General features: G+C 72.7%; 23 protein-coding genes. 7 read left to right on the plus strand and 16 right to left on the minus strand.

All coding sequences use genetic code 11. The features are described from left to right. The gene (locus ACFV6E_RS18565) at positions 1 to 963 is read left to right on the plus strand and encodes a Gfo/Idh/MocA family protein (protein ID WP_385462818.1); all 963 of its coding nucleotides are present in this window, start codon (positions 1 to 3) and stop codon (positions 961 to 963) included. Here the strand turns inward: ACFV6E_RS18565 and ACFV6E_RS18570 are convergent. From ACFV6E_RS18570 to ACFV6E_RS18595, 6 genes are read right to left on the minus strand one after another with little or no spacing between them, the layout of a single operon-like run. Beyond that, the gene (locus ACFV6E_RS18570; protein ID WP_385462821.1) at positions 944 to 2131 is read right to left on the minus strand and encodes a glycosyltransferase; all 1188 of its coding nucleotides are present in this window, start codon (positions 2129 to 2131) and stop codon (positions 944 to 946) included. The two genes, ACFV6E_RS18565 and ACFV6E_RS18570, sit on opposite strands and share 20 nt — an antisense overlap. A gap of 32 nt (positions 2132 to 2163) precedes the next feature. Further along, positions 2164 to 3072, minus strand: coding sequence for a phytanoyl-CoA dioxygenase family protein (locus ACFV6E_RS18575; protein WP_385462824.1), 909 nt, complete (start codon positions 3070 to 3072; stop codon positions 2164 to 2166). Between the two features lie 58 nt (positions 3073 to 3130). Then, positions 3131 to 4222 carry a hypothetical protein gene (locus ACFV6E_RS18580; RefSeq protein WP_385462827.1) on the minus strand — a complete coding sequence of 364 codons (1092 nt, stop codon included), beginning with the start codon at positions 4220 to 4222 and terminating at the stop codon, positions 3131 to 3133. After that, complete coding sequence (locus ACFV6E_RS18585; protein WP_385462830.1) at positions 4219 to 5409, minus strand: hypothetical protein; 1191 nt, start codon at positions 5407 to 5409, stop codon at positions 4219 to 4221. Before ACFV6E_RS18585 ends, ACFV6E_RS18580 begins: the two co-directional genes overlap by 4 nt. Further along, on the minus strand, positions 5406 to 7559 hold the full coding sequence (locus ACFV6E_RS18590) for a DegT/DnrJ/EryC1/StrS family aminotransferase (RefSeq protein ID WP_385462833.1): 2154 nt from the start codon (positions 7557 to 7559) through the stop codon (positions 5406 to 5408). Before ACFV6E_RS18590 ends, ACFV6E_RS18585 begins: the two co-directional genes overlap by 4 nt. Before the next feature lie 60 nt (positions 7560 to 7619). After that, positions 7620 to 8660 carry a radical SAM protein gene (locus tag ACFV6E_RS18595; protein WP_385160270.1) on the minus strand — a complete coding sequence of 347 codons (1041 nt, stop codon included), beginning with the start codon at positions 8658 to 8660 and terminating at the stop codon, positions 7620 to 7622. Positions 8661 to 8806: 146 nt separating this feature from the next. Here ACFV6E_RS18595 and ACFV6E_RS18600 point away from each other — a divergent pair, with 146 nt between their 5' ends. After that, positions 8807 to 9376 (plus strand): BTAD domain-containing putative transcriptional regulator, encoded by a 570-nt coding sequence (locus tag ACFV6E_RS18600; RefSeq protein WP_385462836.1) that lies wholly within the window; start codon positions 8807 to 8809, stop codon positions 9374 to 9376. Positions 9377 to 9487: 111 nt separating this feature from the next. Here the strand turns inward: ACFV6E_RS18600 and ACFV6E_RS18605 are convergent, their stop codons facing one another. The 7 genes from ACFV6E_RS18605 to ACFV6E_RS18635 all read right to left on the minus strand — a co-directional run bounded on the left by ACFV6E_RS18605 (position 9488) and on the right by ACFV6E_RS18635 (position 17053). After that, positions 9488 to 10702 carry an endonuclease/exonuclease/phosphatase family protein gene (locus tag ACFV6E_RS18605; RefSeq protein WP_385462838.1) on the minus strand — a complete coding sequence of 405 codons (1215 nt, stop codon included), beginning with the start codon at positions 10700 to 10702 and terminating at the stop codon, positions 9488 to 9490. Continuing rightward, entirely contained in the window at positions 10699 to 11703 is a 1005-nt protein-coding gene (locus ACFV6E_RS18610; RefSeq protein WP_385160276.1) for a glycosyltransferase family 2 protein, read from the minus strand. The genes ACFV6E_RS18605 and ACFV6E_RS18610 overlap by 4 nt, the downstream gene beginning before the upstream one ends. Positions 11704 to 11764: 61 nt before the next feature. After that, positions 11765 to 12679 carry a UbiA prenyltransferase family protein gene (locus ACFV6E_RS18615; RefSeq protein ID WP_385160278.1) on the minus strand — a complete coding sequence of 305 codons (915 nt, stop codon included), beginning with the start codon at positions 12677 to 12679 and terminating at the stop codon, positions 11765 to 11767. A 10-nt stretch (positions 12680 to 12689) separates the two neighbouring features. Further along, a complete protein-coding gene (locus tag ACFV6E_RS18620) occupies positions 12690 to 13712 on the minus strand; it encodes an NAD-dependent epimerase/dehydratase family protein (RefSeq protein WP_385160280.1) in 1023 nt (340 codons plus the stop codon). After that, positions 13706 to 15106: an aspartate aminotransferase family protein gene (locus ACFV6E_RS18625; RefSeq protein WP_385462841.1), complete on the minus strand. Its 1401-nt coding sequence runs from the start codon at positions 15104 to 15106 to the stop codon at positions 13706 to 13708. The genes ACFV6E_RS18620 and ACFV6E_RS18625 overlap by 7 nt, the downstream gene beginning before the upstream one ends. Further along, on the minus strand, positions 15093 to 16079 hold the full coding sequence (locus ACFV6E_RS18630) for a lysylphosphatidylglycerol synthase domain-containing protein (RefSeq protein ID WP_385160284.1): 987 nt from the start codon (positions 16077 to 16079) through the stop codon (positions 15093 to 15095). Before ACFV6E_RS18630 ends, ACFV6E_RS18625 begins: the two co-directional genes overlap by 14 nt. Further along, complete coding sequence (locus ACFV6E_RS18635; RefSeq protein ID WP_385462844.1) at positions 16076 to 17053, minus strand: glycosyltransferase family 2 protein; 978 nt, start codon at positions 17051 to 17053, stop codon at positions 16076 to 16078. Before ACFV6E_RS18635 ends, ACFV6E_RS18630 begins: the two co-directional genes overlap by 4 nt. Before the next feature lie 144 nt (positions 17054 to 17197). On the opposite strand from ACFV6E_RS18635, the gene ACFV6E_RS18640 reads away from it, so the two are divergent. Both ACFV6E_RS18640 and ACFV6E_RS18645 read left to right on the plus strand, forming a co-directional pair. Further along, positions 17198 to 17494 (plus strand): hypothetical protein, encoded by a 297-nt coding sequence (locus tag ACFV6E_RS18640; protein WP_385462847.1) that lies wholly within the window; start codon positions 17198 to 17200, stop codon positions 17492 to 17494. Beyond that, positions 17491 to 18648, plus strand: coding sequence for an endonuclease/exonuclease/phosphatase family protein (locus tag ACFV6E_RS18645; protein WP_385462850.1), 1158 nt, complete (start codon positions 17491 to 17493; stop codon positions 18646 to 18648). The genes ACFV6E_RS18640 and ACFV6E_RS18645 overlap by 4 nt, the downstream gene beginning before the upstream one ends. A gap of 111 nt (positions 18649 to 18759) precedes the next feature. Here the strand turns inward: ACFV6E_RS18645 and ACFV6E_RS18650 are convergent, their stop codons facing one another. The 3 genes from ACFV6E_RS18650 to ACFV6E_RS18660 form a co-directional block, all read right to left on the minus strand. Beyond that, the gene (locus tag ACFV6E_RS18650) at positions 18760 to 19698 is read right to left on the minus strand and encodes an aldo/keto reductase (RefSeq protein WP_385160292.1); all 939 of its coding nucleotides are present in this window, start codon (positions 19696 to 19698) and stop codon (positions 18760 to 18762) included. Positions 19699 to 19771: 73 nt separating this feature from the next. Continuing rightward, positions 19772 to 21334 (minus strand): MFS transporter, encoded by a 1563-nt coding sequence (locus tag ACFV6E_RS18655; protein ID WP_385462871.1) that lies wholly within the window; start codon positions 21332 to 21334, stop codon positions 19772 to 19774. Between the two features lie 13 nt (positions 21335 to 21347). Further along, positions 21348 to 22109, minus strand: coding sequence for a GntR family transcriptional regulator (locus ACFV6E_RS18660; RefSeq protein WP_385160294.1), 762 nt, complete (start codon positions 22107 to 22109; stop codon positions 21348 to 21350). 435 nt (positions 22110 to 22544) lie between these two features. Between ACFV6E_RS18660 and ACFV6E_RS18665 the strand changes: the two genes are divergently transcribed. The 3 genes from ACFV6E_RS18665 (at position 22545) to ACFV6E_RS18675 (ending at position 25716) form a co-directional block, all read left to right on the plus strand. Further along, positions 22545 to 23807, plus strand: a complete 1263-nt coding sequence (locus ACFV6E_RS18665) for an extracellular solute-binding protein (RefSeq protein WP_385160296.1) — start codon at positions 22545 to 22547, stop codon at positions 23805 to 23807. 83 nt (positions 23808 to 23890) lie between these two features. Beyond that, positions 23891 to 24889, plus strand: a complete 999-nt coding sequence (locus tag ACFV6E_RS18670) for a carbohydrate ABC transporter permease (protein WP_385160298.1) — start codon at positions 23891 to 23893, stop codon at positions 24887 to 24889. Next, the gene (locus ACFV6E_RS18675; protein WP_385160300.1) at positions 24886 to 25716 is read left to right on the plus strand and encodes a carbohydrate ABC transporter permease; all 831 of its coding nucleotides are present in this window, start codon (positions 24886 to 24888) and stop codon (positions 25714 to 25716) included. The genes ACFV6E_RS18670 and ACFV6E_RS18675 overlap by 4 nt, the downstream gene beginning before the upstream one ends. The last annotated feature ends 4 nt before the right edge of the window (positions 25717 to 25720 follow it).

A 25720-nucleotide genomic window follows, 5' to 3' on the forward strand; every position in this document is an offset into this window, starting at 1 on the left:
GTGAGGTGGGGCGTCGCGGGCCACGGCGACGTGGTCGCCCGCCGGGTGCTGCCCGCGCTGCGCCGGCTCGGCGAGGACCCGGTCTTCCTGTGGGGCCGCGACGCGCGGCGGGCGGAGCGCGCCGCGCGGGACTGGGGCGTCCCCGCGTCCGGCACCGACCCGCGCGGCCTCACCGACGGCACCGACGCCGTGTACGTGGCCACCCCCGTCGTGCATCATGTGCCGCTGGCCGTGCGGGCGTTGGCGGCCGGGCTCCCGGTGCTGGTCGAGAAGCCGCTGGCCGGGGCGCTCGGCCCGGCCGACGCGGCGCTGCACGCCGCCGGGGCCCGGACCGGCGTCGCCTACTACCGCCGTCTCGCGCCCGCCGTGACGCGGCTGCGCGCGGAACTCGCCGGGTGGCGGCCCGAGCGGGTGGAGGTGCGCTTCCGGTGCGCCTTCGCACCGGGGCCCGGCCATCCGATGCGCTGGCGCACCGACCCGGCGGTGTCCGGCGGCGGCGTACTCGCCGACGCGGGCAGCCACCGCCTGGACCTGCTGCTGATGCTGTTCGGACGGCCCGCGGAGGTACGGGCGCGGCTGGGCGACCGGTTCCCGGCGGGCGCCGAGCGCCGGGCCGGGCTGGACCTCACCTGGCCCGGCACCCGCGCGCACCTCTGCTTCGAGTGGAGCGACGCGCCGCCCGCCGACCGTCTGGCCTTCCACGGCGCGGGCCGCTCCGTCGTCCTCGACCCGCTGGACTCGGGCACGCTGACCGTGCGCGGCCCCGGGGGCGTACGGCGCGAGACGGCGGGCCGGCCCGCCAACCCGCACGTCCCGCTGATCGCCGACTTCGCCGCCGCGGTGGCCGGCGGTCGGCCGCCGGTGTGCACGGCGGCCGACGCGGCCCTGGTGGACGAGGTCATCGCGGCGGCCGGGCGCTCCACCGCCCGGGGCGGCGCCCCGGTCAGCCTCCGGCCGTCGTGAACTTGCCCCGGTCCCCGAAGGACTGGGCCGGGGTCCAGCTCATCGGCTCGATGTGCGCGTTGAACGGGGCGCCGTCGCTGCGGGTCATCTCCGGCCGCGGGTGGTTGAGGTGCAGCAGGGCGTCGTCGTAGCGCACCAGCGGGGCGGCGGCGGCCAGCCGGGCCACCACGTCGTCGTCCTCGCCGCCCCAGCCCTCGTAGCGTTCGTCGAAGCCGCCGATGGCGTGGAACACCTCGGTGCGCAGCCAGACGCAGCCGCCGGGGGGCTCGCGCAGCAGCAGGCCGCGCAGCACGGACTCGGGCACGTCCGCGGCGCCCGCGTCGACGCGGGCCGCGATGGCCCGCAGCGTGGAGGGCTCGTCCAGGGAGAGCGACCAGCGGAACGGCAGGTGCGTGCCGTGCCCGCTGTCGTGCAGCCGGGTGGTGTTGCGGGCGACGAAGTACCGGTCGACCAGGATGTCGGCGTCCAGGACGCAGACCACCTCGGTCTCGGCGGGTGTCGAGACGACGCCGACGTTCACCGCCCACGCCTTGTTGAACAGGCCGTCCTTGTGGGCGAAGAGGTAGTCGTCCACGAGCCCTTCGAGCACGTCGCGGCTGCGCGGCCCGCTGTCGGTCTCCACCACCGTCACCCGGTGGGCGGGGCCGCCCTCCTGGTCGGCGAGGGCCCGTAGACAGGCCACCAGGTTGCGGGTGCGCAGCCCGCCCTCGCGGTCCCGGAAGGGGATCACGATGTGCACCGGCGCGGGGCGTCCCGCGGAGACCAGGGCGGCGCTGCCCGGCCCGTCCGCGGGCTCGGGCGCCTCGGTGGTGTAGTCGGCCCCGAGGTGGTAGTCGATCCAGATCCGCCGGTCGGCGTCCGCGACCTGCCGCTCCAGCGGTCCGAGCGCCCCGGGGCGCTCGGCCAGCAGCCCGGTGAGCGCCTCGCGCAGCTCGTGCTGCGCGGCGGCCCGCACCGGCTCCCGGATCACGTCCGCGTACGGCGCTTCGGCGGGAGTGTGCGCGACCAGCGCGGCGAGTTCGGCGTCGACCGCGCGGTAGTAGAGCTCGCTCTTCTCCCAGTAGTCCGCGGCGATCGCCGGGACGGCCGGGTCGTGCGCCAGGACGGCGTAGGCGGTGAGCCGGTCGGCGACCCGGTGGAGGTCGTACTGCGGGGGTGGGGTGGCCATCTGAGGACTCCGTTCGTCGGCGGCCGGTGGGTTCACGCTCCGTCGTCCGCCGACCAGGGCCGCAGCCAGCGCGGGTCCGGGGCGTGACCCGAGCGGACGAACCTGACGTCGGCGGACAGACGCATGGCGTCGGTGGTCGTGTCCAGGGAGGCGTGGATGATCTGCGGTACGTGCACCATGAGGTCGCCGGCCGCGAAGTCCGTGCACAGCCAGCGGCGCCCCAGGCTACGGGCCGTCCACGCGAGATCGTGGGAGATGGGCCGCCGGTCGCCGGGGCGGTCGGTGACGTCGCGCAGCGGCTCGTACTCGCCGGGCGTGAGGGTGTGTGAGCCCTCCAGGTAGACCAGCGGGCCGGTGCGCCCGGGGCAGTCGCCGACCGGTATCCACAGCGTGATCACCGCGGGCGTGGCGGGGCCGCCGTGCTCCATGCGGTCCATGTAGTCGAGGTCGACGTGGGCGCGCGAGGCGCGGTGCGAGCCGCGGTGGTAGTGCCGCAGGATCCGGCGCGGCAGCAGCTCGGCCCGGCCGCCGAGCAGGGTCTCCGCGAGGGTGCGCAGCCGGGGGTCGTCCACGAACCGCGCGAAGGTCGCCGACCGCACGAAGCCGTGCGCGGGGTGCCCGGCGACGCCGTACTCCGGCAGGCCCGGCGGGACGGTGCCGGAGAAGACGCCGTCCTCGGGCGCGGTGCCCCCGGCGAGATAGCCCGCGGGGAAGCGGGCGAAGTAGGCGCCGCGCAGCCGCCGCACCCCGGCCGGGTCGAGGAAGCCCGGCAGATACAGGTAGCCGTCGCGGCGCAGGCGCGCGCGGAGCGTCGCGGGGTCCGCCGCGTGGTGGGCGGTGGGTCTGAGCGGGCCGAAGCAGTCCGGGGTGAGCGGTATGGGCAGCCCGTTGGAGTACAGCGGCTCCGGCGTCTCGGTGCGGGGCTGTGCGTCGAGCGTCACTGGTCGGTCCTTCGCGTCGCGGACGGGCGGGCCTTGCCTTGCCTTGCGGCGGTTCCGGTCAGTAGACGCCCTCCACCGCGTCCTCCGGGTCGTCCTCGTACGGCCGTACCGCCGCCACCCCGTCCCAGGGGAACCAGGGGTGCGGTCCGGTCCTGACGGCGCTGTCGCGCTCCAGCAGGTTGGGCAGGAACAGGTCTTCCAGAAGCGTGGTCACCCGGACCCGGCCGCGCTCCCCCACGGCGGCTTCGCGCCACGGGTCGTCCGGATCGACGACGGTCATCGCGGCGAACGGCGGGGGCAGGTGGTAGGAGTGCGTGACGTCCGGCGGCAGTACGGCGCCCGGCACCGCGTCCCCCTGGAGCGCGTGCCCGACGAGCGTGTTGCCGTAGGTGTCGATCCACCGCACGCCCTGAAGGTGCTCCGCGCGCAGGAACTGGGCCTCGGCGGGGGTGCAGGAGGTGCCGCCGGTGCACACGGCCCGGACCCCGTAGGTGTGCAGCGGCCGGGGCAGCCGCATCGCCAGTTCCACCAGCAGCCGGGGCGTGGTGAACAGCAGGCCCGGCCGCTCGCCAATGAGCAGCGGAAGCGTCTGCGCGATCAGGTGCTCGGTGTACGGTTCCGCGCCGGCGCCCGAGCGCAGCGCCGTCTTGACCCAGCGCGGATCGAAGTCGATGGCGTGCACGGCGCCGTGCCAGCTGTCGGCGAGCCCCTCCACGAAGTGCCCGTAGGCGTGCGGCCCCATGGGGGTCATCGCCAGGATGTCGCCCCCGGCCAGACCCCGCGCCTCCAGCACCGTCCGGTAGATCTCCACGTCGTACGCGAGGCGCGTGACGTTGACGACGCGGAAGGGCCGGCCCCGGTAGCCGCGCGGCAGCAGCTCGCGGGGGTGGGCCGCGCGCAGCTCGGCCTTGTCGAAGAGCCCGAAGAGCCGCAGCGCCGCGAAGCCGTCGACGTCCCCGATCGGCTCAAAGCCGAGTGTGTCGCGGCGGGCGAGCCAGAAGTCGGAGCCCGTCTCGGGCGAGAAGTGCCAGCGCATCATCCGGCGGGTCCAGGTGTCGAGGTCGATGCCGAGCTCCGGGACCCGCTCGCGCAGGGCGGCGTGGAGCGTCGCGGGGTCGCGCCGGGCGGTGGCGGGTGCGGTCGACGTCATGCGGTGCGCCTCTTCTCCTGTGCCGCTGGTGAGCGGGACGGCGGGTGGTGCACGAACAGGGAGCCGGCCGCGATCGCGGCGGCGTCGCGGCCGGTGGCCCGCACGACGGCGGCGAACGGGAACGGCACCTCGTGCCCGACCAGCGGGTGCCGCGCCGGGTCGCCGGTGCGGTCGGCGATCAGTACGAGGTGCGGCGGGACGACGGCTGCCTCGCCCGCGGGGTCCGTGGGTGTCAGCAGCCGGTCGCCCGGGCGCATGCGTACCGTGATTGATTCGATCGCGCGCCGCGCGGCGCCGGGCTCCCGGAAGGCGGTCAACGGCCAGTCACCGTGCGGTAGTTGACCGAGTCTCGCGGCCAGCGCCGCGGCCAGGGGTGCGGCCGGTCCCGGGCACACCACCGTACGGACGTTGGTGCAGAACCGCCCCGAGTCCGCGGCGATCAGCGGCATCAGCCAGTCCGCCGCGGCCTGAGTGTCCATGCCGTCCGGGACGAGCGCGCAGCCGCGTCCCGGGCCGTGCAGGGTGAGGTCCGGGGCGGCGCGCACGGCGGCGGTCAGGCCCGCGCCGCCGTAGACCACCTGCCGGTCCGTGAGCCGGATCAGTCCGCCGAGCGCTGCCTGTCCGGTCGGGTACAGCGCGATCCGCTCGGCGGGCCAGCCCGCCGCCGCCAGGGCCGCGACCAGCCGCGCGGCGGACAGCGGCTCGCGGCGGCTGGGCCGCATCCATACACAGGCCGAGCGCTCGGCCTGCTCCAGTACGGCGGCCATGCAGGTGAAGGTGTTGCCGGGCAGCGCCACCAGGGCCAGCGCGCCGTCGCCCACCGGCACCGGCCGCTCGGTCAGCGCGGTGCGCAGCATGCCGGTCCAGCGGTCGGTGAGCGCTGCGGGGACGCCCGCGGTACGCCACAGGGCGGCGGCGAAGTCGTCGCGGCTCTGCGGTCCGAGGCCGCCGACGGTGAGCACGGCGTGCTCGAACAGGTCGAGGGCGCGCAGCAGCAGCGCCCGCCGGTCGGCCGGTGCCGGGGGCAGGCCGGGGGCCGTCGCGTCCCAGTGGCGCCGGTCGGCGGCGGCCACGATCTCGGGGACCAGGGCCAGCCGCAGGCCGGTGTCCCCCGGCAGCGGTCCGGTGTCGAGGGACGGCTGCCAGGAGCCCCGGCGGAAGGCGTGCAGCAGTCCGGCGGCCGTCACGACAGCTCGCCGCGCAGCGCCGTGACCACCCGGATCTGCTCGTCGTGGGTGAGAGAGGGGTGGAGCGGCAGGGCGATGTGGTGCCGGGCGAACCGGCGGGCCCGGGGGTACGGCCCGTCCGGCTCCGTGCCCGTGTCCGCTCCCCCGCTGCCGTCGGCAGCGGCGTCGGCGAAGTACGGGTGGTCGCACAGCAGATGGTCGTAGACCTCGCCCGCGAGCCGCACGCCGTGCCGTTCCCGCAGCCGCTTCTTCAGCAGCGCCCGGTCCGCCGGCTCGTCGAGGTGGACCAGGTACTTGTAGTAGTTGCTGTGTGTCCCGCCGGGCACGGTGTGCGGCCGCAGCCGTGGCACGCCGGCGAGCAGGTCGTCGTAGTGGGCGGCGCGTTCGCGGCGCGCGGCCAGGGTGACGGCGAAGCGCTCCAGGTCGACGGTGCCGACGGCGGCGTGCAGTTCGCTCATCCGCCAGTTGCTTCCCGGCCGGTCGTGCAGGGTCGACCCGGGTGCGCTTCTGCCGTGGTCCCGCCAGCGGCGTACGTGTTCCAGATCGCCACCGTCCCGGCCGGTCAGCAGGCCGCCCTCGCCGCTGGTCGCGACCTTCGTCGGGAAGAAGGAGAAGGCGCCGAACCGGCCGAGGCTCCCGGCCGGGCGGTCGCCGAGCGCGCTGCCGAATGCGTGGGCGGCGTCCTCCAGGACGGGGATGCCGCGCTCCCGGCACTGTTCGAGGACGCCGTCGAGGGACGGCGCGACGATGCCGCCGATGTGCACGGGCACCACGGCGGCCGTGTCCGGGTACCGGTCGAGGGCGGTGCGCAACGCGTCCGGGTCCATGCCGAGACCGTCGAGTTCGAGGTCGGCGAAGCGGACCCGGGCGGCTCCGGCCCGTACGGCCGCCGCCGCCGTCGCGAAGAAGGTGTTGGCCGGGACGAGGACGGTCCGTCCTGTCACGCCGATGATCCGCAGGGCGATCTCCAGGGCGGCGGAGCCGGACGCCACCGCCGCGCCGGGGGTCGCGGTCCAGGCGCGGGACAGTTGCTCGAAGCGGGCGACCAGCGGGCCCTGGGTGAGAACGCCCGTGTCGAGCGCGGCGTCGACGCGGTCGAGCACGCGGCGGCGCTCGGCGACGTCGAAGCGGATGCGCTGGGCGGGTACGGGCGGGGGTGCACCGATTCCAAAGGGGGCCAGTTCGCGGGTGAAGAAGTCCACGGCGTGCCCCACATGGGTGCCGTGGCCCATGGCGATCTCCAGGACCTCGGGACGGGGTGCGTCCGCCGCCTCGTACGCCGTGGTCACCGCGTGCCCCGCGGCGCGGGCGTCGGCGGTCTCCAGGAACGGGTCCTCGGTGCCGTACTGGAGCTGGAGCGGTGCCGGTGCGAGGGCGGCGTACAGGCCCGGCAGGTCGGTGTACTCCAGGATGCCGGGCAGGGCCGCGCCCTCGAAGCCGGTCAGCAGGCGGGCGTACAGCGCCGGGTAGCTGCCGAGGTGGCCGGCCGCGCAGAGCGGCAGCGGGGTCCCGGAGAGCAGCGCGGTGTGCAGGGCGACGGCCGCGCCCAGGCTGTGCCCGAAGAGGCCGAGGCGCCCGGGGTCGGCTAGCGGGTGTCCCCGCAGCACGTCGAGGGCGCCGAGCGCGTCGCCGGTGAGCGCGCCGAGCAGCGAGCGGCCGGTGAGCGCGAAGGCGTGGGCGAGCAGCGCCCCTTCGTCGCGTCCGGCGAGCCGTCCGGGTTCGAGGCCGCCGCCGATGGCGTACTCGAAGGCGAGCGTGGTGAACCCGGCGCGGGCGAGCCGTTCGGCGACGTTGCGGTCCGGGTGGTCCGGGGCGACCTCGCCGGTGAGCTGGTCGCGGTGGGCGTTCTTCCCGCCGAGCACCAGGACCGCGGGGCACGGGCCGCCGTCCTCGGGCGCCAGCACGGTGGCCCCGAACTCGCCGCGCACGGGCGAGTGCAGGGTCAGCCGCTCGCGCCGCAGCCCGTCGCGCACGGCGACGGCGGTGCCGGTGACGCGCAGCGGCGCGGGCTCGGCGCGGGCCAGCCGCGCGACGGTCGCCCGGACCCGGCGGGCCCGGTCGGCGGCCCCCTCGGATCCGCTGTCGTGTCTCGGTGCGGTGTCGTATCTCGGTGCGGTGTCGAGGAGCCGTCTCAAGTGATGGATCTGCATGGGTGATCGACAACCCTGTTCCGTACGGGCGCCCCGGGGGCGGCGGCGGATGGCGGCTCGTCAGATGAAGTCGGCGTGCAGGGTGGCGGGGACCTCCACCGCGTAGGAGTCCAGCGCCTGGTCGAGCTGGATCCGCCCGCGGTGCAGGTGTTCGAGGAGTTCGTTCTGCGGCCGGTAGAAGCAGGACTTGCACAGGTCGGTGCGGCGCGGGTTGGCCGCCTCCCACTCGGCGCGGGGGCCACCCTCCAGGACCGTCTCGTACCCCTGGTCGAGCACGTTGCCGATCAGATAGCGGCTGTTGAGGTGCACCTGCGGGCAGGGGTAGAGGTTGCCGTCGGCGCCGACGGCCGTGACGAACCTGCTGTAGTGGCAGCGCTCGAAGTCCCCCTCCACGGCCTCCACCTGGTCCATGGGCCCCCGGTCGAGCTTGGGGACGGACACCTCGTAGTCCTCGGTGGAGAACTCCTTCGCCTGCTTCAGGGCGTCCGCGATCTCGGGCATGACCGTCTCGATGGTCCGGTGGCCGAGTGCGCTGTAGAACTCCGGCTCGAACCGGACGTAGTGCGCGCCGGATTCCAGGCCGATGCGGGCGGCGTCGAGGATCTCGTGGTGGTTCTGCTGGGTGATCACGAAGTTGAAGCCGATCCGGAAGTCCGGGGCGAGCGCCGCCTCGCGCAGCTTGCCCACCACCCCGACGAACGACGAGAAGGTGTGTTCCCGGTCCCGGGTGATGGCGTTGTACGTGGTCTCGGTGCCGGCGTTGAGGCCGACGCGGACCCAGGTGTGTGTCGCGGCGACGGCCTCGGCGACGGCGGGCCTGCCGAGCCGGGAGCCGTTGGTGATCAGGCCGAGGCGCAGTCCGGCCGCGTGCCCGGCGCGGGCGATGTCGGCGTAGCCGGGGTGGACGGTGCACTCGCCGCTGCCGCAGAACGTGACGGCCCGGCCGTCGTTCGCGGCGAACTCCTGGAGCAGCAGGACTGCCTTCGCGGTGGGGATGGAGTCCTTGAACGAGAACAGGTCGTAGAACTGGTCCTCGTTCGGGGAGTGGAAGTTGCAGAAGTGGCACCGCTGGTTGCACGCGCCCATGATCCCGATTCGCATATGAATCGGTTTGAAATCCTCCCCGGCCACGAACCGGCGCAATAGATCTCCGTGCGCCATCACTTTCTGCGGGGAGTGTGCCTGGTCCAGGCTGACCTTCCCCGCCCGCGAGTGCCCGTACCCAGATTCGTATCTGCATTTCCTCCATGCGCCGGTGCTTCGCGGCCGCCGGTGCCTCCGACCACCTCATCGAGACCCATCCCCAGGGTTATCGTCTCTGCCTGGACGACACCCAGCTGGACGCCGCGGTCTTCGACAGCGAGGTGCGCCGCGCGCGCCGGCTGACCGAAGCGGGTCTGCACGAGCACGCGGTGTCCGCGCTCCGCCAGGCGCTCGGGCTGTGGACGGGACCCGCCCTCGCCGGCCTGACGAGCAGCGGCCCCGTGGAGTCCGGTGCGCGCCGCCTCGAGGAGGACCGGCTGCGCGCCCTGGAGGAGCGCGTCCGGCTCGAACTCGAACTCGGCCGGCACCAGGACGTCATCGGCGAGCTGATGCAACTGGCCGCCGAGCATCCCTACCGTGAGCAACTGCACGGTCAGCTGATGCTCGCGCTCTACCGCTCGCACCGCACGGCCGAGGCCCTCGCGGTCTACCGCCGGATCCGGGCGACGCTCGTGGAGGAGCTCGGCATCGAGCCGAGCCCCGAACTCGGCTCGCTGGAGCAGTCGATCCTGGTGGGCATGGAGAAGGACCACGCCGTCCGCAAGGTCGCCTGAACCGGCCACCGCGTGCGCGCCCCGGCGCGGCGGAGAGGAGGCGGGCCACCGCGGTGGCGCGCCTCTCCCCCGCCCTCGCCCTCGTCCGCGTCCTCGCCGGCGTCCTCGGGCTCACAGCGACAGCCACAGGTCCTGCAACCGGTGTTCGGAGAGCCCGTCCGTGGGCCGGAACTCGTAGCGGTGCAGCTGCACGTCTCCCGCGGTGAAGCTCCAGTCGACCCGCCACAGCGGCAGCGCCCGGTTGAACACGCTGTCCCACTCGAACCCGGCCGGCGCGTCGAACTTCCAGCTCAGCGGCAGGAAGTCGGTATTCGCCCGCAGCGCGTCGTCGGCCCGCTCGCGCAGCCCGTCCAGGTCCCGCATCGAGTCGGTGGAATTGAAGTCCCCCGCGATCACCGCCGGATGCCTGTTGCCGTCCAGGTCCTTCTCCAGACCGTGCAGCTCCTCCTGCCGCCAGTCGAACTTCCGCCGGAAGTAGGAGTCGAAGTCGTAGCCGGAGAACAGGTTCAGGTTGTCGGGCGCCAGCGGCACGGTGATGTGCACGTTGTAGACGCTGAAGATCTTGCCCTTGACCTTCAGGTCGGTGCGCATCACCTTGTCGCGGGCGAAGACCCGGCTGAAGGGGGTGCCGGGGTCGGCGTCGAGGGCGGCGCCGGGTCCGACGGCCGGCTCGGCGACGATCGGGAAGCGAGAGAGCGTGAGCAGTTCGCCGCGGCGCGCGATGTGGTACCCGGGGAACTCGGCCCGCAGCCGCGCGTCGTCGTCGAGGCGGCTGTAGCCGTCCTCGCCGAGCCCCGGCTGCCAGGCGACGTGCTCCTGGAGGGTGTAGACGTCGGCCTTCTGCCGGTGCAGCAGCTCGTAGACCTTGTCGGGGCTCGACGCCTGGCCCCAGTACTGGGTGTTCAGGGAGACCACGTGCAGCGCGCCGGGCGGCACCTCGCCCGGATCGCGCCACAGCGCGGGCCAGTTGAAGCCGGAGCCGGTGATGAGCGCGAGGACCAGCGCGGCCCCGGTGAGCGACGCCGCCCACCGGCGGCGGCGCCCGCAGGCGGCGGCACTCGCCGCGAGCAGGACGGCCGGGACGGCGACCAGGAGCAGCGGCGGGGCCGCGTCCAGCAGGATCGCCCAGTGCCAGCGGCCGCTGGTCAGCCACCGCAGGACCGCGTACAGCAGCCAGATCGCGGCCACCGCGATCAGCGCGCGGCCGTACCAGAGGCGCAGGAGGCGGGCGGTGCGGCGGGCGCGGCTCGAGGCGGGTGCCGGCTCCGGTCGTGTCTTCGGTGCTGCCTCGTCCACCGGGTCCGTGACGGTCTGTTCCGGTGTCATGCGGTCGCCTCCTGCCGGTACATGCGGCGGAAGCGGCCGCTGAACGCCCACTGGAGCAGGCCCGTCGCGAGGCCCGCCACCACCGCCGTGTTCATCAGCAGATGGCAGCCGGTGAAGAAGAGCAGGAAGGCGGGGCCGCGCTCCCTGGCGACGAAGACGTACTGGCCGAGGTCGGCCAGGACGCAGCCGGCGAGGGCCGCCGCCGGGATCAGCGCCGCCACCGGCCACACCGCCGCCAGCGGCAGCGTCACGAGGGTGAGCGCGGCCAGGACGGAGGCCGCCGCGCGCCCGCCGGTCTCCATGCCCTGCATCGCCCGGCCCCGGTCGAGGTAGAACGGCACCCGCAGTCTGCTGCGCAGGAACGCCTTGCGCAGCAGCGAGCGCAGGTCCCGCTCGTCGGAGAGCCGGCCGCGGACCCGGGAGGTGAGCAGCATCGGGTAACGGGCCGCGAGCCGTTCGGCGTGGTCGATCTCCTCGGTCTGGCGCAGCGCCGGGTTGAACCAGCCGGCCTCCAGGAAGGCGGTCCTGCGCACCGCGCCCAGGGCGTAGAAACCGCCGCTGACCAGTCCCTCTGCGCTCTTGCGCCAGTAGTGGTACTGGAGGATGCGGTAGTCGCAGACCGGGCCCTCGGCGAACAGGGGCTCCTTGTCGGGGATGCCGAAGACGGCTCCGTACGCGGAATTCTCCTCGAAGAGCCGCACCGCCTCGGCGACCGCTTCGGGGTGCATGGTCAGATCGGCGTCCAGGAAGAAGACGATATCGCCGTTCGCATGCCGGACGCCGAGGTTGCGGGTGGCGCCGGGGCCACCGTTGCGCTCGGCGCGGACGAGGGTGACGGGGTGGCGGGCGGCCAGCTCGGCGGAGTCGTCGGTGCTGGCGTCGTCGACGACGATCACTTCGAGTTTCGGATGGGTCTGCGCCAGGACGGAGCGCAGGCACAGGTCGACGGTGCGGCGGTCGTTGTACAGCGGGACGACCACCGACACAAGGGGTTCGGCCATTCGGATCCTCGGTCGTTGCGAGTGACGGGACGGGGCGGGACGGGACGGGACGGGGTGACGGTCAGGCGAGCTGGAACGCGAGCAGCAGTGCGGCCCAGACCGAGGAGTTCGTGATCATCACGCGGTCCCGCAGCAGGGCGTGCACGGGGCTGCCGCCCTCGCTGTCCACGACCACGAGCTGGAGGTAGCGGAAGAGCGCGAACAGCGCGCAGGGCGCGGTGAGCAGGGCGCCCGCCTCATAGCCGGACTCGGTGCGCAGGAAGAGCAGGTAGCCGACCATGGTCAGCGCCGCGCACATCACCAGCACCATGTCGAGGAAGTGCGAGGAGTAGCCGACCAGCGCGGGGCGGTGGCCGGTGCCGGAGACGCCCAGTTCGTGCCGGCGCTTGCCCAGGATGAGCAGCAGGCACAGGGTCAGCACGGTCAGCACCAGCCAGCTCGACACCGCCCGGCCGCCGGCCTCGTAGCCGCCGAGCAGCCTGAGGACGAAGCCGGTGGCGACGATGAAGACGTCGAGCAGCGGCAGGTGCTTGAGCCGCCAGCTGTAGGCGGCGTTGACGGTGAGGTAGAGCAGCACCGCCCAGGCGCCCTCGGGGGCGAGCAGCACGAGCAGCGGGACGAGCAGCCCGACCAGGGCGCAGCCGAGCGCGGCGGCGGCCACCATGCCGACCTGTCCGGCAGCCAGCGGCCGGTGGCGCTTGACCGGGTGGCGCCGGTCGCGTTCGACGTCGGCCATGTCGTTGACGACGTACACCAGCGACGAGGCCAGGACGAAGGCGGCGGTGGCGACGGCGACGCGACCCGCGGACGCCGGGTTCCAGGGTGCGCCGAGCAGTGGCAGCGGGACGACGAGGAGGTTCTTGGGCCACTGGCCGGGGCGGATCAGCGCGAGCAGGCCGGCCGCCGGCGTGCCCGTGCGCAGGGGTCTCGGGACTTCGGCGGTGGCGGGTTGCGCCTGTTCGTCCAGGAAGGTCATGGCGCGCTCCTCAGAAGAAGATCTTCGCCGTGGACAGCAGTCCCTGGCGCCACGGGTCCCGGCTGGTGCGCCCGGTGGAGCCCTCGGCGGGGGTCCGGTGGCGGACGGTGGTCCACCACTCGTAGGTGCGCAGGACGGCGTCCTGGTTGGAGTACTTGGGCCGGAAGCCGAGCCGTTCGGCGGCCTTGTCGATGCTGACGTAGGAGTCGTCCATCAGCTTGTGCAGCAGCCGCCCGTACACCGGGGAGAGCCGGGCCCGCTGGAGGACGCTGAGCACGGCGAGCGCGGGCCGGGCGGGCAGGCCGACGACGCGCTTGCCGTGTCCGGCTGCGTCCAGGACGGCCTGGAAGTCCTCGCGGAGGGTGCCGAATTCGGCGGCGGCCAGGTTGTAGGTGTCGTTCGCGACGTCGTCGGGGGCGGTGAGCACGGTGACGACGGCGTCCACGAGGTCGTCGATGGCGAACATCTGGATGCGCACGTCGCCCTTGCCGAGGACGGGGAAGTTGCGGCCCTCCGCCGCCCACTCGAAGAGCATGGAGAACAACCCCATGCGGCCGGGTCCGACGAACGTCTTGGGCCGCAGGACGGGTACGCACATGCCGTCCGCGCGGTACCGCTCGGCGATCTCCTCGGCGGCGGCCTTGGCCCGGCTGTAGGTGTCCACCGGTTCGCGCGGGTACTCCTCGGTGGTCGGCACCACCGACGGCAGTCCGTAGACGGCGGTCGAGGAGATGTGCACGACGCGGGGGGTGCCCGAGGCGCGGGCGGCGGCGAACACGTTCTTGGTGCCGCCGACGATGATGGACCGTATCTGTTCGTCGGGGTAGCTGGGCAGCGCGGCGGCGGCGTGTACGAGGACGTCGGCGCCGTCCAGGGCGCGCCGCATGAGGTCGCGGTCGCGGATGTCGCCGACGAAGTCGACGCCGGGGTCCGGGCGCAGGTCGACGCCGCGTACGTCCAGGCCGTCGGCGCGCAGCCGTTCGGCGAGCCGGCCGCCGAGCATGCCGGCCGCGCCGGTGATGGTGATCACCACTGCGAGCTCACCTTCTGCTTGATGAAACGGGTGACCAGCCGGCCGAGGCCGCGCTCCAGGACGGTGCCGAGCGCGTCGACCACGCGCTCCGCCTCGCCGGGTTCGGTGACCAGGGAGGGCCCGAGGATCAGCGGGTTGCGGCCGTTGAGGGTGTAGTAGGCGAAGATGTCGTGGTCCTCGTAGAGGGCGCTGATCACCGCGCAGGTCACCAGCTTGGCCTTGAAGCGCGGGTCCCTGGCCATGCCGCCGGGCGCCAGCTTCGCGACCAGGTCGAGGATCCTGGGCCCGCCGTCGAGGAAGACGCCCCACAGGGCGCCCGCGCCCGCGACCCTGCCGATCGCGTCGGGATATTCCTTGGCCAGTCGATTGAGTCCTGGTTCGAGGACCGCCTCCAACGCCCGTGCCCGCGCCGGGTAGTCGTCCTCCACGGCGATGTTGATCGCCTCCAGGGCGGTGGCGCACTCCTCGCCGAAGCCGTAGTACGTGGTCGACGTCGAGTTGAGCAGGGAGTCGCCGAGGTTGTCGTACGCCTTGCGGAAGACCGGCTCGCGGGCGACGTACGCGGAGACGGAGGACTTGCCGCCGCCGAAGGACTTGGAGGTGGTGACGACATCGGGAACGAGCCCCGGGTAGCGCATGAAGTGGAACATGCTGCCGGTCTTGCCCCAGCCGGTGTAGATCTCGTCGAAGATCAGCACGATGCCGTGCCGGGTGCACAACTCCCGCAGCCCGCGCAGAAATTGCTCGGAGCACTCCTGGATGGTGGAGGCGCTGAACGGCTCGATGAGGATCGCGTAGACGTCCTTCGGGTGGCGGCCGACGGCCGCGCGCACCGAGTCCAGGTCGCCGTAGGCGAAGGTGTCGATGCCGGGGATCGTCGGGAACGAGAACCCGTTCTGCCCGGTCAGACCGCCCGAGCCGAGCAGCTTGCCGTGGAAGGCGCAGTCCGCGCGCAGCACGGTGCCCCGCTTGCCGGCGTGGTACTTGTACGCCAGCTTGACCGCGCCCTCGACCGCCTCCGCACCGGAGTTGGGCAGGAACGCCATGGACAGGTCGCCGGGCAGCACCTCTGCCAGGTTGTGCCCGAGGGCGGCGAGGTAGGGCGAGAAGTAGGTCTTGTGGACCTCCATCCGGCGCTCCCGGGCGAAGCGTTCGCGCACCGCGAGGATCCGGGGGTGGTTGTGGCCGTGGTTGAGGACGCCGACGCCGCCGGTGACGTCGAGGACGCGGCGGCCGTCCCTGAGCGTCAGATAGGCGCCCTCGGCGTGGTCCACCAGTTCCCGGCCGAAGCCGAAGGACGTCATCAGGGAGACCTGGCTCTTGTTCACGTACGTGCGGTACAGGTCGTGCACCTCTGCGACTTCGAGCCGTTCGGCGTCGTCAAGGGTGTACACGGGTTTCTCCTTTTCCACTGACGGGGTGCGGGGTCGCGGGGAGGCCGGGTGCGGCAGGTGGAGCGGTCACGGCCGGGCCCGGTGCGGCGGTGAACCGGGCACGGGCGAGGACGACGGCCGAGCTGCCCAGCTCGGCCAGGACACAGACGAGCCGGCTGGCGAGGGCGGCGGTGGCGGCCTCGGCGCTCGGCAGTACGGTGGCGAGCGCGGCGGTGATGGTCAGCTCCCGTACGCCCCAGCCGTCCGGGACGATCAGGGCGAGGCTGCTGACGACGGTGGCCAGCGCGAAGGCCCCGACGGCCGCGCCCATCCCGGCCCACGGCTCGGCGCCCAGCGCGAGCACGATGAACCACAGGTGCGCCCCCGAGACCAGCCACGCCGCCACGGCCAGCAGCATCGCCCGCCGGACCGCGCCGTCCGGTGGCGGCTCGACGGGCCTGCGCAGCAGCCGGGCGAGCGCCCCGACCGGCCGGGTCGCGAGCGCCGGGCGCACCACGCAGGCCAGGAAGAGCAGCGCGGGCAGGGTCAGCCAGGGCCACTGGCCGGGCAGCGCGGCGGGGGCGGCGAGCAGGGCGACGCCGGTGCCGGTGAGGATGGTCAGCGCGAGGCTGAGCACGTAGGCCGAGGTCATCTGGGCGCCGGGGACGCCGACAGCCCGGCCGTGCGCCACATGCGTGAGCACGCCCCAGACGCGGCCGGGGATGTACTTGCTGAGCTGCCCGAGGAAGTAAATCTTCGCGGCGTACAGACCCTTGACCGGATGGTCGCCGGGGATCAGCACCCGCCAGGCGTGCACGGCGAGCACGAGACCGGCGACATTGGCCACCACCGCCGCTACGAGCAGCGGCAGGTTCTCCGGCCGGGTGAACTCCCGCAGCGCGGACAGCCCTTCCCCGCGCACGGCGAGGAAGACACCGGCCAGCGCGGCGATCACGATCACCGGGGTGAGCAGCCCCCGCAGCCGGGCGGTCACCGGCCCGGCTCCGTACGGCCGGGCACGGCGCGCCCTGTCGGTGCACCGGCCGCCATGCACAGGGCGCCCAGCGCGGCACCGGACAGCAGGGCGCCGTGGGCGAGCAGATGGACGCCGGTGAAGAACGGTACGAAGGCGGCCGACCGGTGCCGGGCGGCGAACCGCAGCAGCCCGGCGTTGGCGGCGCAGAACGCGAGCAGCGCGAGGACGGGCAGGACCGGGGCGACGACGGCGAAGGGCAGCGCCGCGAAGAACGCGGCCGCGGTCGCGACGGACGCCGGGCTGTTGGCGGTCAGGTTGCCGCGTCCGCCCCGGTGTGCCGAGCGCAGCGCCGGGACCAGCAGCAGCGCCCGCCGGAAGGTCTCGGCGAGCAGGGCGCCGAGGCGGTGCTCCTCGTCGTGCCTGGCCACGATCCGGTCGGTGAGGACGATGGTGAAGTGCGGGGCGATCCGGTCGCTGAGTTCGAGGTCCTCCGAGTCGCGCAGTGTCTCGTCGAAGCCGCCGACCCGCTCGAACACCTCCCTGCGGACGGCCGCCTGGGCGAAGAACGCGGTCTCCACCTCGCCCACGCCGCGCGCCCGCCACCAGTACGCGTGCAGCGTCTTGTAGCGCTCGACCGGGCCGTCGTCGAACAGCGGGTCGGGGGCGATGATCCCGTGCACGCAGCCGCACCGGGGGTCGGCGTCCAGGATCTCCAGCGCGGCGGCCACCGAGTCCGGGCCGAGCGCCTCGTCGGAGTCGAGGAAGAAGAGGACGTCGCCGGTGGCGGCCGCGATACCGGCGTTGCGGGCCGCCGACACACCGCGGTTGGGCGCCAGCCGGATCACCGTGCACGGATAGCCGTGCGCGATCCGCGCCGTCCGGTCGGTGCTGCCGTCGTCCACCACGATCACCTCGTCGGCCGGACGGCTCTGGGCCAGGACGGAGTCGAGACAGGCGGCGAGGGTGCGGGAGGTGTTGTGGGCAGGGATCACTACCGAAACGGAATGCGGCATGCGGGCCAGTTCAGTCGCGCTGCGTATCGACCCGGTATTGATTCCGTATCGGTCCCGGGGACCGCCGCCGGCCCCCCTCGCGGGGTTGCGGACACCGCCGGGGGTGCGGCAAGGTTCAGCCGCGTGTCCACCGAAGATCCGTACGCGAAGCCGTCCGCAGGGCTGTTGGCAGGACTGTTGGAAGGACTGTCCGCGAGGCTGCCGGCAGGGCTGACGTCGGGGCCGCCCAGGGGACTGTCCGCAGGGCTGGCCGCGGGGCCGACCGTCGGGCTGACCGTCGGGCCGTCCGTCGGGCTGACCGTCGGGCCGTCCGTCGGGCTGACCGTCGGGCTGACCGCAGGTCAGTACGCGGAGCTGCCCGTGAAGCTGCCCGTGGAGCTGCCCGTGGAGCCGTACGTACGTGCCCGTGACGGCGTATGACGGCCCCGTCCGAAGCCCGCACCCCGCCCCCGCCCCCTTCCTCCCCCTCTCCCACCACCGTCTCCGAGCCGCCCGCGGCCCGGCGTCGGCGCACGACCGTCGTCTCCTGGCTGCTGCTCGCGCCCACCGTCCTGTGGGCGCTGTACTCGCTGCTCAACTTCCTGCTCAGCGGCCGCTGGTGGCTGTGGCTGCTGCCCGACCTGATCCCGCCGGTCTGCTTCCTCCTCGTGCCGTCGGCGCTGCTCGCGGCCTGCTGTCTGCCGGACGCCCGCCGGCCGCGGCGACGGCTCGCCCCCGTGCTCGTGCTGCTGCTGGTGACGGGCCTGACCCGGGCCGGGCTCAACTGGACCGCGCTGGTGCCCGGCGGCGGTCCCGGACCCGCTCCGGCGGGGGCGCTGAAGGTGTTCTCCTGGAACACGCAGTACTGGGACACCACCGACGACCCCGACGCGTTCTACCGGTACCTCAAGTCGCAGGACGCGGACGTCTACCTCCTCCAGGAGTACCTGTCCTGGGTGGCTGAGCGGCCAGAGCCGGTCGACGAACTGGCCCGTGTCGAGCGGGAGTTCCCCGGCTATCAGGTGGAGATACTCGGCGAGCAGCTCACGCTCTCCCGGTTCCCCGTCCTGGCTGCTCCCGGAGTGGGGCAGGGCAAGAACGTCCGTCCCGGCACCCCGTGGCAGGAGACCTTCGAGCGGGGCAAGGTGCTGCGCACGGACATCGACGTACGGGGCCGGGTGGTGTCGTTCTACAACGTGCACATCCCCGTCCAGCTCGACCTGGAGCGCACCGTGCTGAGCGGCGGTTTCTACCGCGAGACGCGGCGGCGCGACGCGCAGCGGGACAGCCACTACGCGGCGCTGCGGAAGGACGTGGCGGGCAACCCCAACCCGGTGTTCGTCGCGGGGGACTTCAACACCACCCCGGCCATGCGCGACCTGTACGGACTGCGGGACACCCTGCACGACGCGCTGCCCGCCTCGGACACGGTCTGGCCCCGCACGTGGAACAGCAAGGGCGTCGGCCTGTGGCGCCTGGACTGGGCCTTCACCAACGACCTGCTGCGCGTGCACCGTTACGACTTCGTGGACCCGGCGGGCCTGTCCGACCACCGGGCCCAGAGCCTGGTGGTGTCGCTCGGGAAACGGTCGTAGAAGTTCTCAGGACGACGGTGCCCCGGCACCAGGACGACGGTGCCCCGGCACCAGGACGGCGGTGCCCCGGCTCCCGGACACCGCCGCCGCACGGTCACGGTCCGGGTCGGCTCAGCGGCCGGCCTCGTCCAGCCTGCGCCGCTGTTCGTCGCTCAGGGACACCTGGAGCGCGCCCATCGCCTCCTCGACCTGGGCGACCCCGCTGACGCCGACGATCGGCAGGACCGCCGGGTCGTGGTCGAGGAGCCAGGCGAGCACGACCTGGTTCACGGTCGCGTCCAGTTCCCCGGCGATCGCGCGGAGCACCGCGAGCCGCGGCTGCGTGCCCGGGTGGTCGTACGCCGCGGGGATCTCCACGTCGTCGCGGGTGTAGCCGCCGGACAGCAGCGGGCTGTAGGCCCACAGGCGCAGGTCGCCCTCGGCGCGCACGTAGTCGAGGAGTTCGGGGGTGACGTGGACGTGGGCCGAGGACGGCAGCGCCAGGTCGAAGCGGGGCTGGAGGTAGGAGTAGCGGTACTGGAGGTGGGTGTAGCGCGGCCGGTCGCCGGCCAGCGCGCGGGCCCGCTCGGCGCGCCACACGGCGTGGTTGCTCACGCCCAGCTCGCCCGCCTTGCCGTCCCGGACGAGACCGGCGAGCGCGTGCACGGTCTCCTCCAGGGGCACCGACCGGTCCTCGATGTGCGACCAGTACAGCTCGACGTGGTCGGTGCCGAGGCGGCGCAGGCTGTCGTCGAGGGCCGCCCTGACGGTCTTCTCGGAGAGCCCCTCGGCGGCCTCAAGACCGGCGCCGGGAACGGACGGCCGCGCGCCGCACTTGGTGCCGATGATCATCTCGTCGCGCGCGCCGCGGTCCCGCAGCCACCTGCCGAGGACGAGTTCGCTCTCGTCGCCGGTGGCGCCGTCGGCCCAGAACGCGTAGTTGTTCGCCGTGTCCAGGACGGTTCCGCCGAGCTCCCTGAAACGGTCGAGGATCTTCAGCGACGTCTCCTCGGTGACGGTCGTGCCGAAGGGCAACGTGCCGAGGACGATGGTGCGTTGCTGGATGGACATGTGGTGCGGCTCCTCCGGGTGGGGAAGTCGGGCGGTCACGCGTGCCTGTATACCTCCGACCCCCCGCAATGGTCTAGGCCAACTCGTGCTCCCGTACGGGAGTCGTGAGGCGGGAGGCGGTCGGACAGGCGAGGAGGGTGGCCGCCAGGGCCGCCGCGAACGCCGCCGCGAAGGCGGCCGTGTCCGGGCCCGCGGCCCGGTGCAGCACGTTGAACAGCGCCCCGCACAACCCGATGAGCAGCACACTGCACAGGCTGTCGGCCATCTGGAGAGCGGCGGTGTTGGCGCCCTGCCGGCCGGGCGGCGACTGTTCCAGGGTGAGGACGCCGATGCCGGGCAGCAGCAGACCCATGCCGAAGGCCGCGATCGCGAAGCCGGCGGGGGCCGTGACCGCGGGGGCGGTGCGCAGCACCCCGGCGAGGGCGAGCGCGGCGCCCGCGGCGTGCAGCAGCGCGCCGAGCGCTATGACGCGTTCGCGCGGCATGCGCAGCGTCGGCCGGCCCTGGAGCCAGGCGGCCGCGGCCCACGCGAGCGACGCGCCGGTGAGCGAGTACCCGGCGGCGGTGGGCGTCCACGTACGCCCCTTGACCAGGAGCAGCGGCACGTACGACTCGAGCGCGAAGTACGCGCCCCCGGCCACGCCGCGCAGCAGGACCAGGGACGGCAGGCCGCGGCGGGCCCGCAGTGTGCCGGGCGGCAGCAGTCCGCGCACCCCCGCCGCCACGGCGGCCAGCCCGAGCGCGGCGAGCACGGCCGTGTGCGGCGAGGGCCGGGAACCGGCGTACTGGAGCAGCGCGGCGCCCACGGCGACACCGACGGCGGGCACGGTCCCGACCCGGGAGGCCTTGTCCGCCTCGCCATCGGCCCCGACCTGGGATGGCTCGTCCGCCCCACCATCGGCCCCGACCCGAGACAGCCCGTCCGGCGCGTCGCCGGTACCGCTCCGGGGCGCCTCGTCCGGCGCGTCCCCGGCCCCGACCCGGGACGGCCCGTCCCCGCTGCCGTCCCGGGACGGCCCCGCCGCCGCGTCCCCGGCACCCAGTCCCGCCAGCGGGCGGCGCAGCAGGGCCGTCGCGCCGAGGGTGAGCAGTGCGATGCCGTAGAAGACCCAGCGCCAGGAGAGCCGTTCGGTGACCGTGCCGGCGATCGCGGGGCCGATCATCGACGGCAGGATCCAGCAGGCGGTGATCAGGGAGAACATCCGCGGCCGCAGCCCGGCCGGATACCCCTGCCCCACCACGACGTACAGGGCGACGGTCATCGCCCCGCCGCCGAGGCCCTGCGCGAACCGCCCGGCGAGGAACGGCCAGACGGTGGGCGCCGCCCCGGCGAGCAGCGAGCCGACGACGAAGCACAGGCTCCCGGCGAAGAGCGGTGCGGCCGGTCCCCGGCGGTCGGCCCAATTCCCGCCGAGGACGGTGCCGACGAGACTCGCGCTCAAGTAGCCGCCGAACGCGATCGCGTACAGCGCGAGGGCGTCCAGGTCCTGCACCGCGACCGGCATCGCGGTGCCCAGGGCGAGCGCCGCGAAGGCGACGAGCAGGAAGGTCGCGGACACCGCGAGGGTGCGGGCGCGGTGGGCGCGGGAGAAGAGGCCGGGCGCGCCCTGACCGGTGACGGTGCCGTCCGGCGGCATGGACACGGGACGCTCAGTCCGCCGGACGCGTCAGGGTGGCGAGGAACTTGTAGCGCGAGCCGCGGTAGACGGAGCGGACCCACTCCACCGGCCGGCCGTCCGCGTCCCGGGAGTGCCGGGAGAGCAGCAGCATCGGCAGACCCACGTCGGTGCCGAGCAGTCCGGCCTCCCAGGGGTTGGCCAGCGAGGTCTCGATGGTCTCGTCGGCCTCCGCCGGGTGGACGCCGTACTCCTCGGCGAGCGCCGTGTAGAGCGAGGTGTACTTGTCCAGCTTCCGGCGCAGCGCGGGGAAGCGTTCGGCGGACAGGTGGGTCGTCTCGATCGCCATGGGCTCGCCGCTGGCCAGGCGCAGCCGTTCGATGCGCAGCACCCGCCGGCCCGTGTCCACCTCAAGGAGCCGGGAGAGCTGCTCGTCGGCGGGGATGTAGCCGACGCCCAGCATGCGCGAGGTGGGCATGAGTCCCTGGGCCTGCATGTCCTCGGTGTGCGAGGTCAGGTGGAGGGTCCGGTAGACCTTCGGCCGTGCGACGAACGTGCCCTTGCCCTGGATGCGGTCGAGCCGCCCCTCGCCCACGAGTTCCTGTACGGCCTTGCGCAGGGTGGTGCGCGAGGTGCTGAACTCGACGGCGAGCGAGCGCTCCGCCGGCATGGGCGCGCCGGGCGGGCGGTCCTCGGTCATCTCCAGCAACCGCTTCTTGATGCGGTAGTACTTCGGAACGCGCGCGGCACGGCCCGGCACCCCGTCCTCCTGGGCGCTGCTGACGTGGGTGGTCATGACCTGCCTTCCCGGCTCGGTGCCCGCTGCGACCGGCACTTTCCGGCCACGGCCGGCTGCGTCGCGAGCCGCCTTCGTCGCCGGCTCATGTCATCGCGCGGCCGAGGTGGGGGCGCCGCACGCTCGGCGGTCCCGTTATAGCCTCGGCTCCGCATTTTGGTCTAGTCCAACTCCTCAATCACGGCCGTCATCAGGGCAGTTGGCAGAACGGAGCGGCGCCGGCAGAGCCACGGGGCCGCCCGGTGACTATCTGGTAACGGAGGACATCGGGTCGCTGAACGACCCTTGACAGGCCCATAGGTCTAGGCCAAGCTCGCCGTGCTGGTCTACACCATTCGAGGCCGCCGGGTTCCAGCCCCCCGGGCAGTCGTGCGCCGTAATTATCAGGTCACCGCCGAGGGCGTGGGTTAGAGGGCATTCCTGAGGAGGGGTGGCGTGAAGCGCAAGCTGATGGCCGCGATCGGTATCGCGGGCTTGATGGTGTCGGTCGCGGCGTGTGGCGGCGACGGGGACAGCGGGGAAAGCTCTGGGGAGGGCCAGACCCTGGTGGTCTGGACCATGGACGGTTCGGCTCCGAAGGAGTGGACCAAGGACGTACAGGCCGCCTTCGAGAAGCAGACCGGCTCCAAGGTCAAGTTCGAGATCCAGAAGTGGGACGGCATCCAGCAGAAGATCACCACGGCCCTGTCGGAGTCGAACCCGCCGGACGTCATCGAGGTCGGCAACACCCAGACTCCCGCGTACGCGGCCACCGGCGGTCTCGCCGAGCTGGATGACGTGAAGAAGAAGGTCGGCGCCGACTGGACGCCTGCCGTCGCCGAGTCCTCCGTCTACGAGGGCAAGCAGTACGCGGCCCCCTGGTACTTCGCCAACCGCGTCGTCATCTACAACAAGAAGGTCTGGGCCGACGCCGGCATCAAGGACACCCCGAAGACCCGGGACGAGTTCTACAAGGACCTCGAGGCGATCGACAAGAAGACCGACGCCGAGCCGATCTACCTGCCCGGCCAGAACTGGTACTTCTTCGACGGCCTGATCATCGGCCAGGGCGCCGACCTGGTGAAGAAGGACGGCGACAAGTACGTCTCCAACCTCGGCGACCCCAAGGTCGCCGAGGCCATGAACATCTACAAGAAGTACGCCTCCTACTCCAAGGCCCCCAAGGACAAGGACGAGGCGACGCCGCAGCAGGCCGAGGTCTTCGCCAAGGGCAAGACCGGCGCCTTCATCGGCATGGGCTGGGAGGCCGCCACCGCGGTCGCCGCCAACAAGGACATCGAGAAGGACCTCGGCTACTTCACCATCCCCGGTGAGACGGCCGACAAGCCCGAGGGCGTCTTCCTCGGCGGTTCCAACCTCGCTGTCGCCGCGGGCAGCGAGAAGCAGGAGCTCGCCAAGGAGTTCCTGGAGCTCGTCCTCTCCGACAAGTTCGAGGGCGCCCTCGCCAAGGCGAACGGCGTCATCCCGAACAAGACGTCCCTGGAGTCGAACCTCGAGGGCAACGCCGTGGCCGAGGCCGCCGCGCCGGCCGCCGAACAGGGCGGCACCACCCCGCTGATCTCCCAGTGGGCCGCGGTGGAGAACACGCCCAACCCGATCAAGGCCTACATGACCGCGGTGCTGAACGGAAAGACCCCGTCGGCCGCCGCCAAGCAGGTCGAGGCCGACATCAACAAGCGCCTGGCGCAGCAGAACTGATGACGGCCCGGGCCGGGGGCACCGCGAAGGGCCCCCGGCATCGGGCACGCTGATTCGTACGGTCACGGAAGAGACGGCAAGCAATGCCAGTGCAGACCGAAGGCACGGACACGGCCGGGGAGCCCGATGTCCGCAAGGCTGAGGCGCCCTCGCCCCCGCGCACTCAGTCCCCCGGGCCCACGCCCGCACGCGGCCGGCGCGCCGCCGCCCCCTACCTGCTCCTGCTGCCCGCGCTGCTCGCCACGCTGATCCTGCTCGGCTGGCCCCTGGTGAAGAACGGCATGCTGTCGTTCCAGAACCTCAACCCGCGGCAGCTCATCCTCCACCTCACCGAGTGGAACGGCGTCGACAACTACACGGACGCGCTGACCGGCTCCGACTTCTGGCGGGTCGTCGAGCGCACCGTGTTCTTCACCGCGGCCAACGTCGTACTGATCATGGTCATCGGCACCCTGGTCGGGCTGCTGCTCGCCCGGCTCGGCGGCAAGATGCGGCTGCTGCTCCTGCTCGGCCTGGTGCTCGCGTGGGCCATGCCCGTCATCGCGGCGACCACCGTCTACCAGTGGCTGTTCGCCCAGCGCTTCGGCGTCGTCAACTGGGTCCTGGACAAGCTCGGCTGGCACTCCATGGCCGACTACAACTGGCTCGGCTCGCAGTTCTCCACCTTCTCCGTGGTGACCCTGCTGATCGTCTGGCAGTCGATCCCGTTCGTCGCGATCAACCTCTACGCCGCCACGACGACCATCCCCAAGGAGTTGTACGAGGCCGCCTCCCTCGACGGCGCCAGCACCTGGAAGAGCTTCAGTTCGGTGACGTTCCCGTTCCTGCGGCCCTTCCTGTACTCCACGACGTTCCTCGAAGTCATCTGGGTGTTCAAGGCGTTCCCGCAGATCTTCGCGCTCAACGAGGGCGGCCCCGACCGGCTCACCGAGACGCTGCCGATCTACGCGTTCGTCGAAGGCGTGGGCAACCAGCACTACGGCATGGGCGCGGCCATCTCCTTCCTGACGATCCTGGTACTGCTCGTCATCACCTCGTACTACCTGCGCATGGTGCTCAAGCAAGAGGAGGACGAGCTGTGAAGCGCTCACTCTTCGGCCGTATCTGGCCCAACGCGACCGCCGTCATCCTCTTCGCCGGCTTCGCGTTCCCCGTCTACTGGATGTTCGCCACGGCGCTCAAGCCGACCGGCGACATCATCGCCGAGGACCCGGTCTGGTTCCCGACGGACTTCACCTTCGAGCACTTCGACAAGGCGGTGCACGCCGACCACTTCTGGACCCTGGTCGGCAACTCGGTCACCGTCACCGTGTGCGCGGTGCTCATGTCGCTCGTCGTCGCGCTCTTCGCGTCGTTCGCGCTGGCCCGGATGCGGTTCGGCGGGCGCCGCGGCTTCCTCGTGGTCTTCATGCTGGCGCAGATGGCGCCCTGGGAAGTCATGATCATCGCGAACTACATGCTGGTGCGCGACAACGACATGCTTGACAGCCTGGTACCGCTCACCTTCTTCTACATGATGATGGTGCTGCCCTTCACCATCCTGACGCTGCGCGGCTACGTCGCCGCCGTGCCCAAGGAACTGGAGGAGTCGGCGATGGTCGACGGCTGCACCCGCACCCAGGCCTTCGTCAAGGTGATCTTCCCGCTGCTCGCGCCGGGTCTGATGGCCACCTCGCTGTTCGGCTTCATCACCGCCTGGAACGAGTATCCCCTCGTCCTCATCCTCAACAAGAGCATCGAGAAGCAGACGCTGCCGCTGTGGATCTCCCAGTTCCGCACCGCCTTCGGTGACGACTGGGGCGCCACGATGGCCGCCTCCTCGCTGTTCTCGCTCCCCATCCTGATCCTCTTCGTCTTCTTGCAGCGCAAGGCCGTCAGCGGCCTCACCGACGGCGCCGTGAAGGGATGACCCC

It is taken from the genome of Streptomyces sp. NPDC059785 (assembly GCF_042732375.1).
Lineage (GTDB): Bacteria > Actinomycetota > Actinomycetes > Streptomycetales > Streptomycetaceae > Streptomyces.

Coding starts and splice junctions, on each gene's coding strand:
- ACFV6E_RS18570 (WP_385462821.1), bottom strand. CDS start 2,131: ATGGCCACCCCACCCCCGCAGTACGACCTCCACCGGGTCGCCGACCGG.
- ACFV6E_RS18580 (WP_385462827.1), bottom strand. CDS start 4,222: ATGACGTCGACCGCACCCGCCACCGCCCGGCGCGACCCCGCGACGCTC.
- ACFV6E_RS18590 (WP_385462833.1), bottom strand. CDS start 7,559: ATGCAGATCCATCACTTGAGACGGCTCCTCGACACCGCACCGAGATAC.
- ACFV6E_RS18595 (WP_385160270.1), bottom strand. CDS start 8,660: ATGCGAATCGGGATCATGGGCGCGTGCAACCAGCGGTGCCACTTCTGC.
- ACFV6E_RS18600 (WP_385462836.1), top strand. CDS start 8,807: ATGCGCCGGTGCTTCGCGGCCGCCGGTGCCTCCGACCACCTCATCGAG.
- ACFV6E_RS18605 (WP_385462838.1), bottom strand. CDS start 10,702: ATGACACCGGAACAGACCGTCACGGACCCGGTGGACGAGGCAGCACCG.
- ACFV6E_RS18610 (WP_385160276.1), bottom strand. CDS start 11,703: ATGGCCGAACCCCTTGTGTCGGTGGTCGTCCCGCTGTACAACGACCGC.
- ACFV6E_RS18615 (WP_385160278.1), bottom strand. CDS start 12,679: ATGACCTTCCTGGACGAACAGGCGCAACCCGCCACCGCCGAAGTCCCG.
- ACFV6E_RS18645 (WP_385462850.1), top strand. CDS start 17,491: ATGACGGCCCCGTCCGAAGCCCGCACCCCGCCCCCGCCCCCTTCCTCC.
- ACFV6E_RS18650 (WP_385160292.1), bottom strand. CDS start 19,698: ATGTCCATCCAGCAACGCACCATCGTCCTCGGCACGTTGCCCTTCGGC.
- ACFV6E_RS18655 (WP_385462871.1), bottom strand. CDS start 21,334: ATGCCGCCGGACGGCACCGTCACCGGTCAGGGCGCGCCCGGCCTCTTC.
- ACFV6E_RS18660 (WP_385160294.1), bottom strand. CDS start 22,109: ATGACCACCCACGTCAGCAGCGCCCAGGAGGACGGGGTGCCGGGCCGT.
- ACFV6E_RS18670 (WP_385160298.1), top strand. CDS start 23,891: ATGCCAGTGCAGACCGAAGGCACGGACACGGCCGGGGAGCCCGATGTC.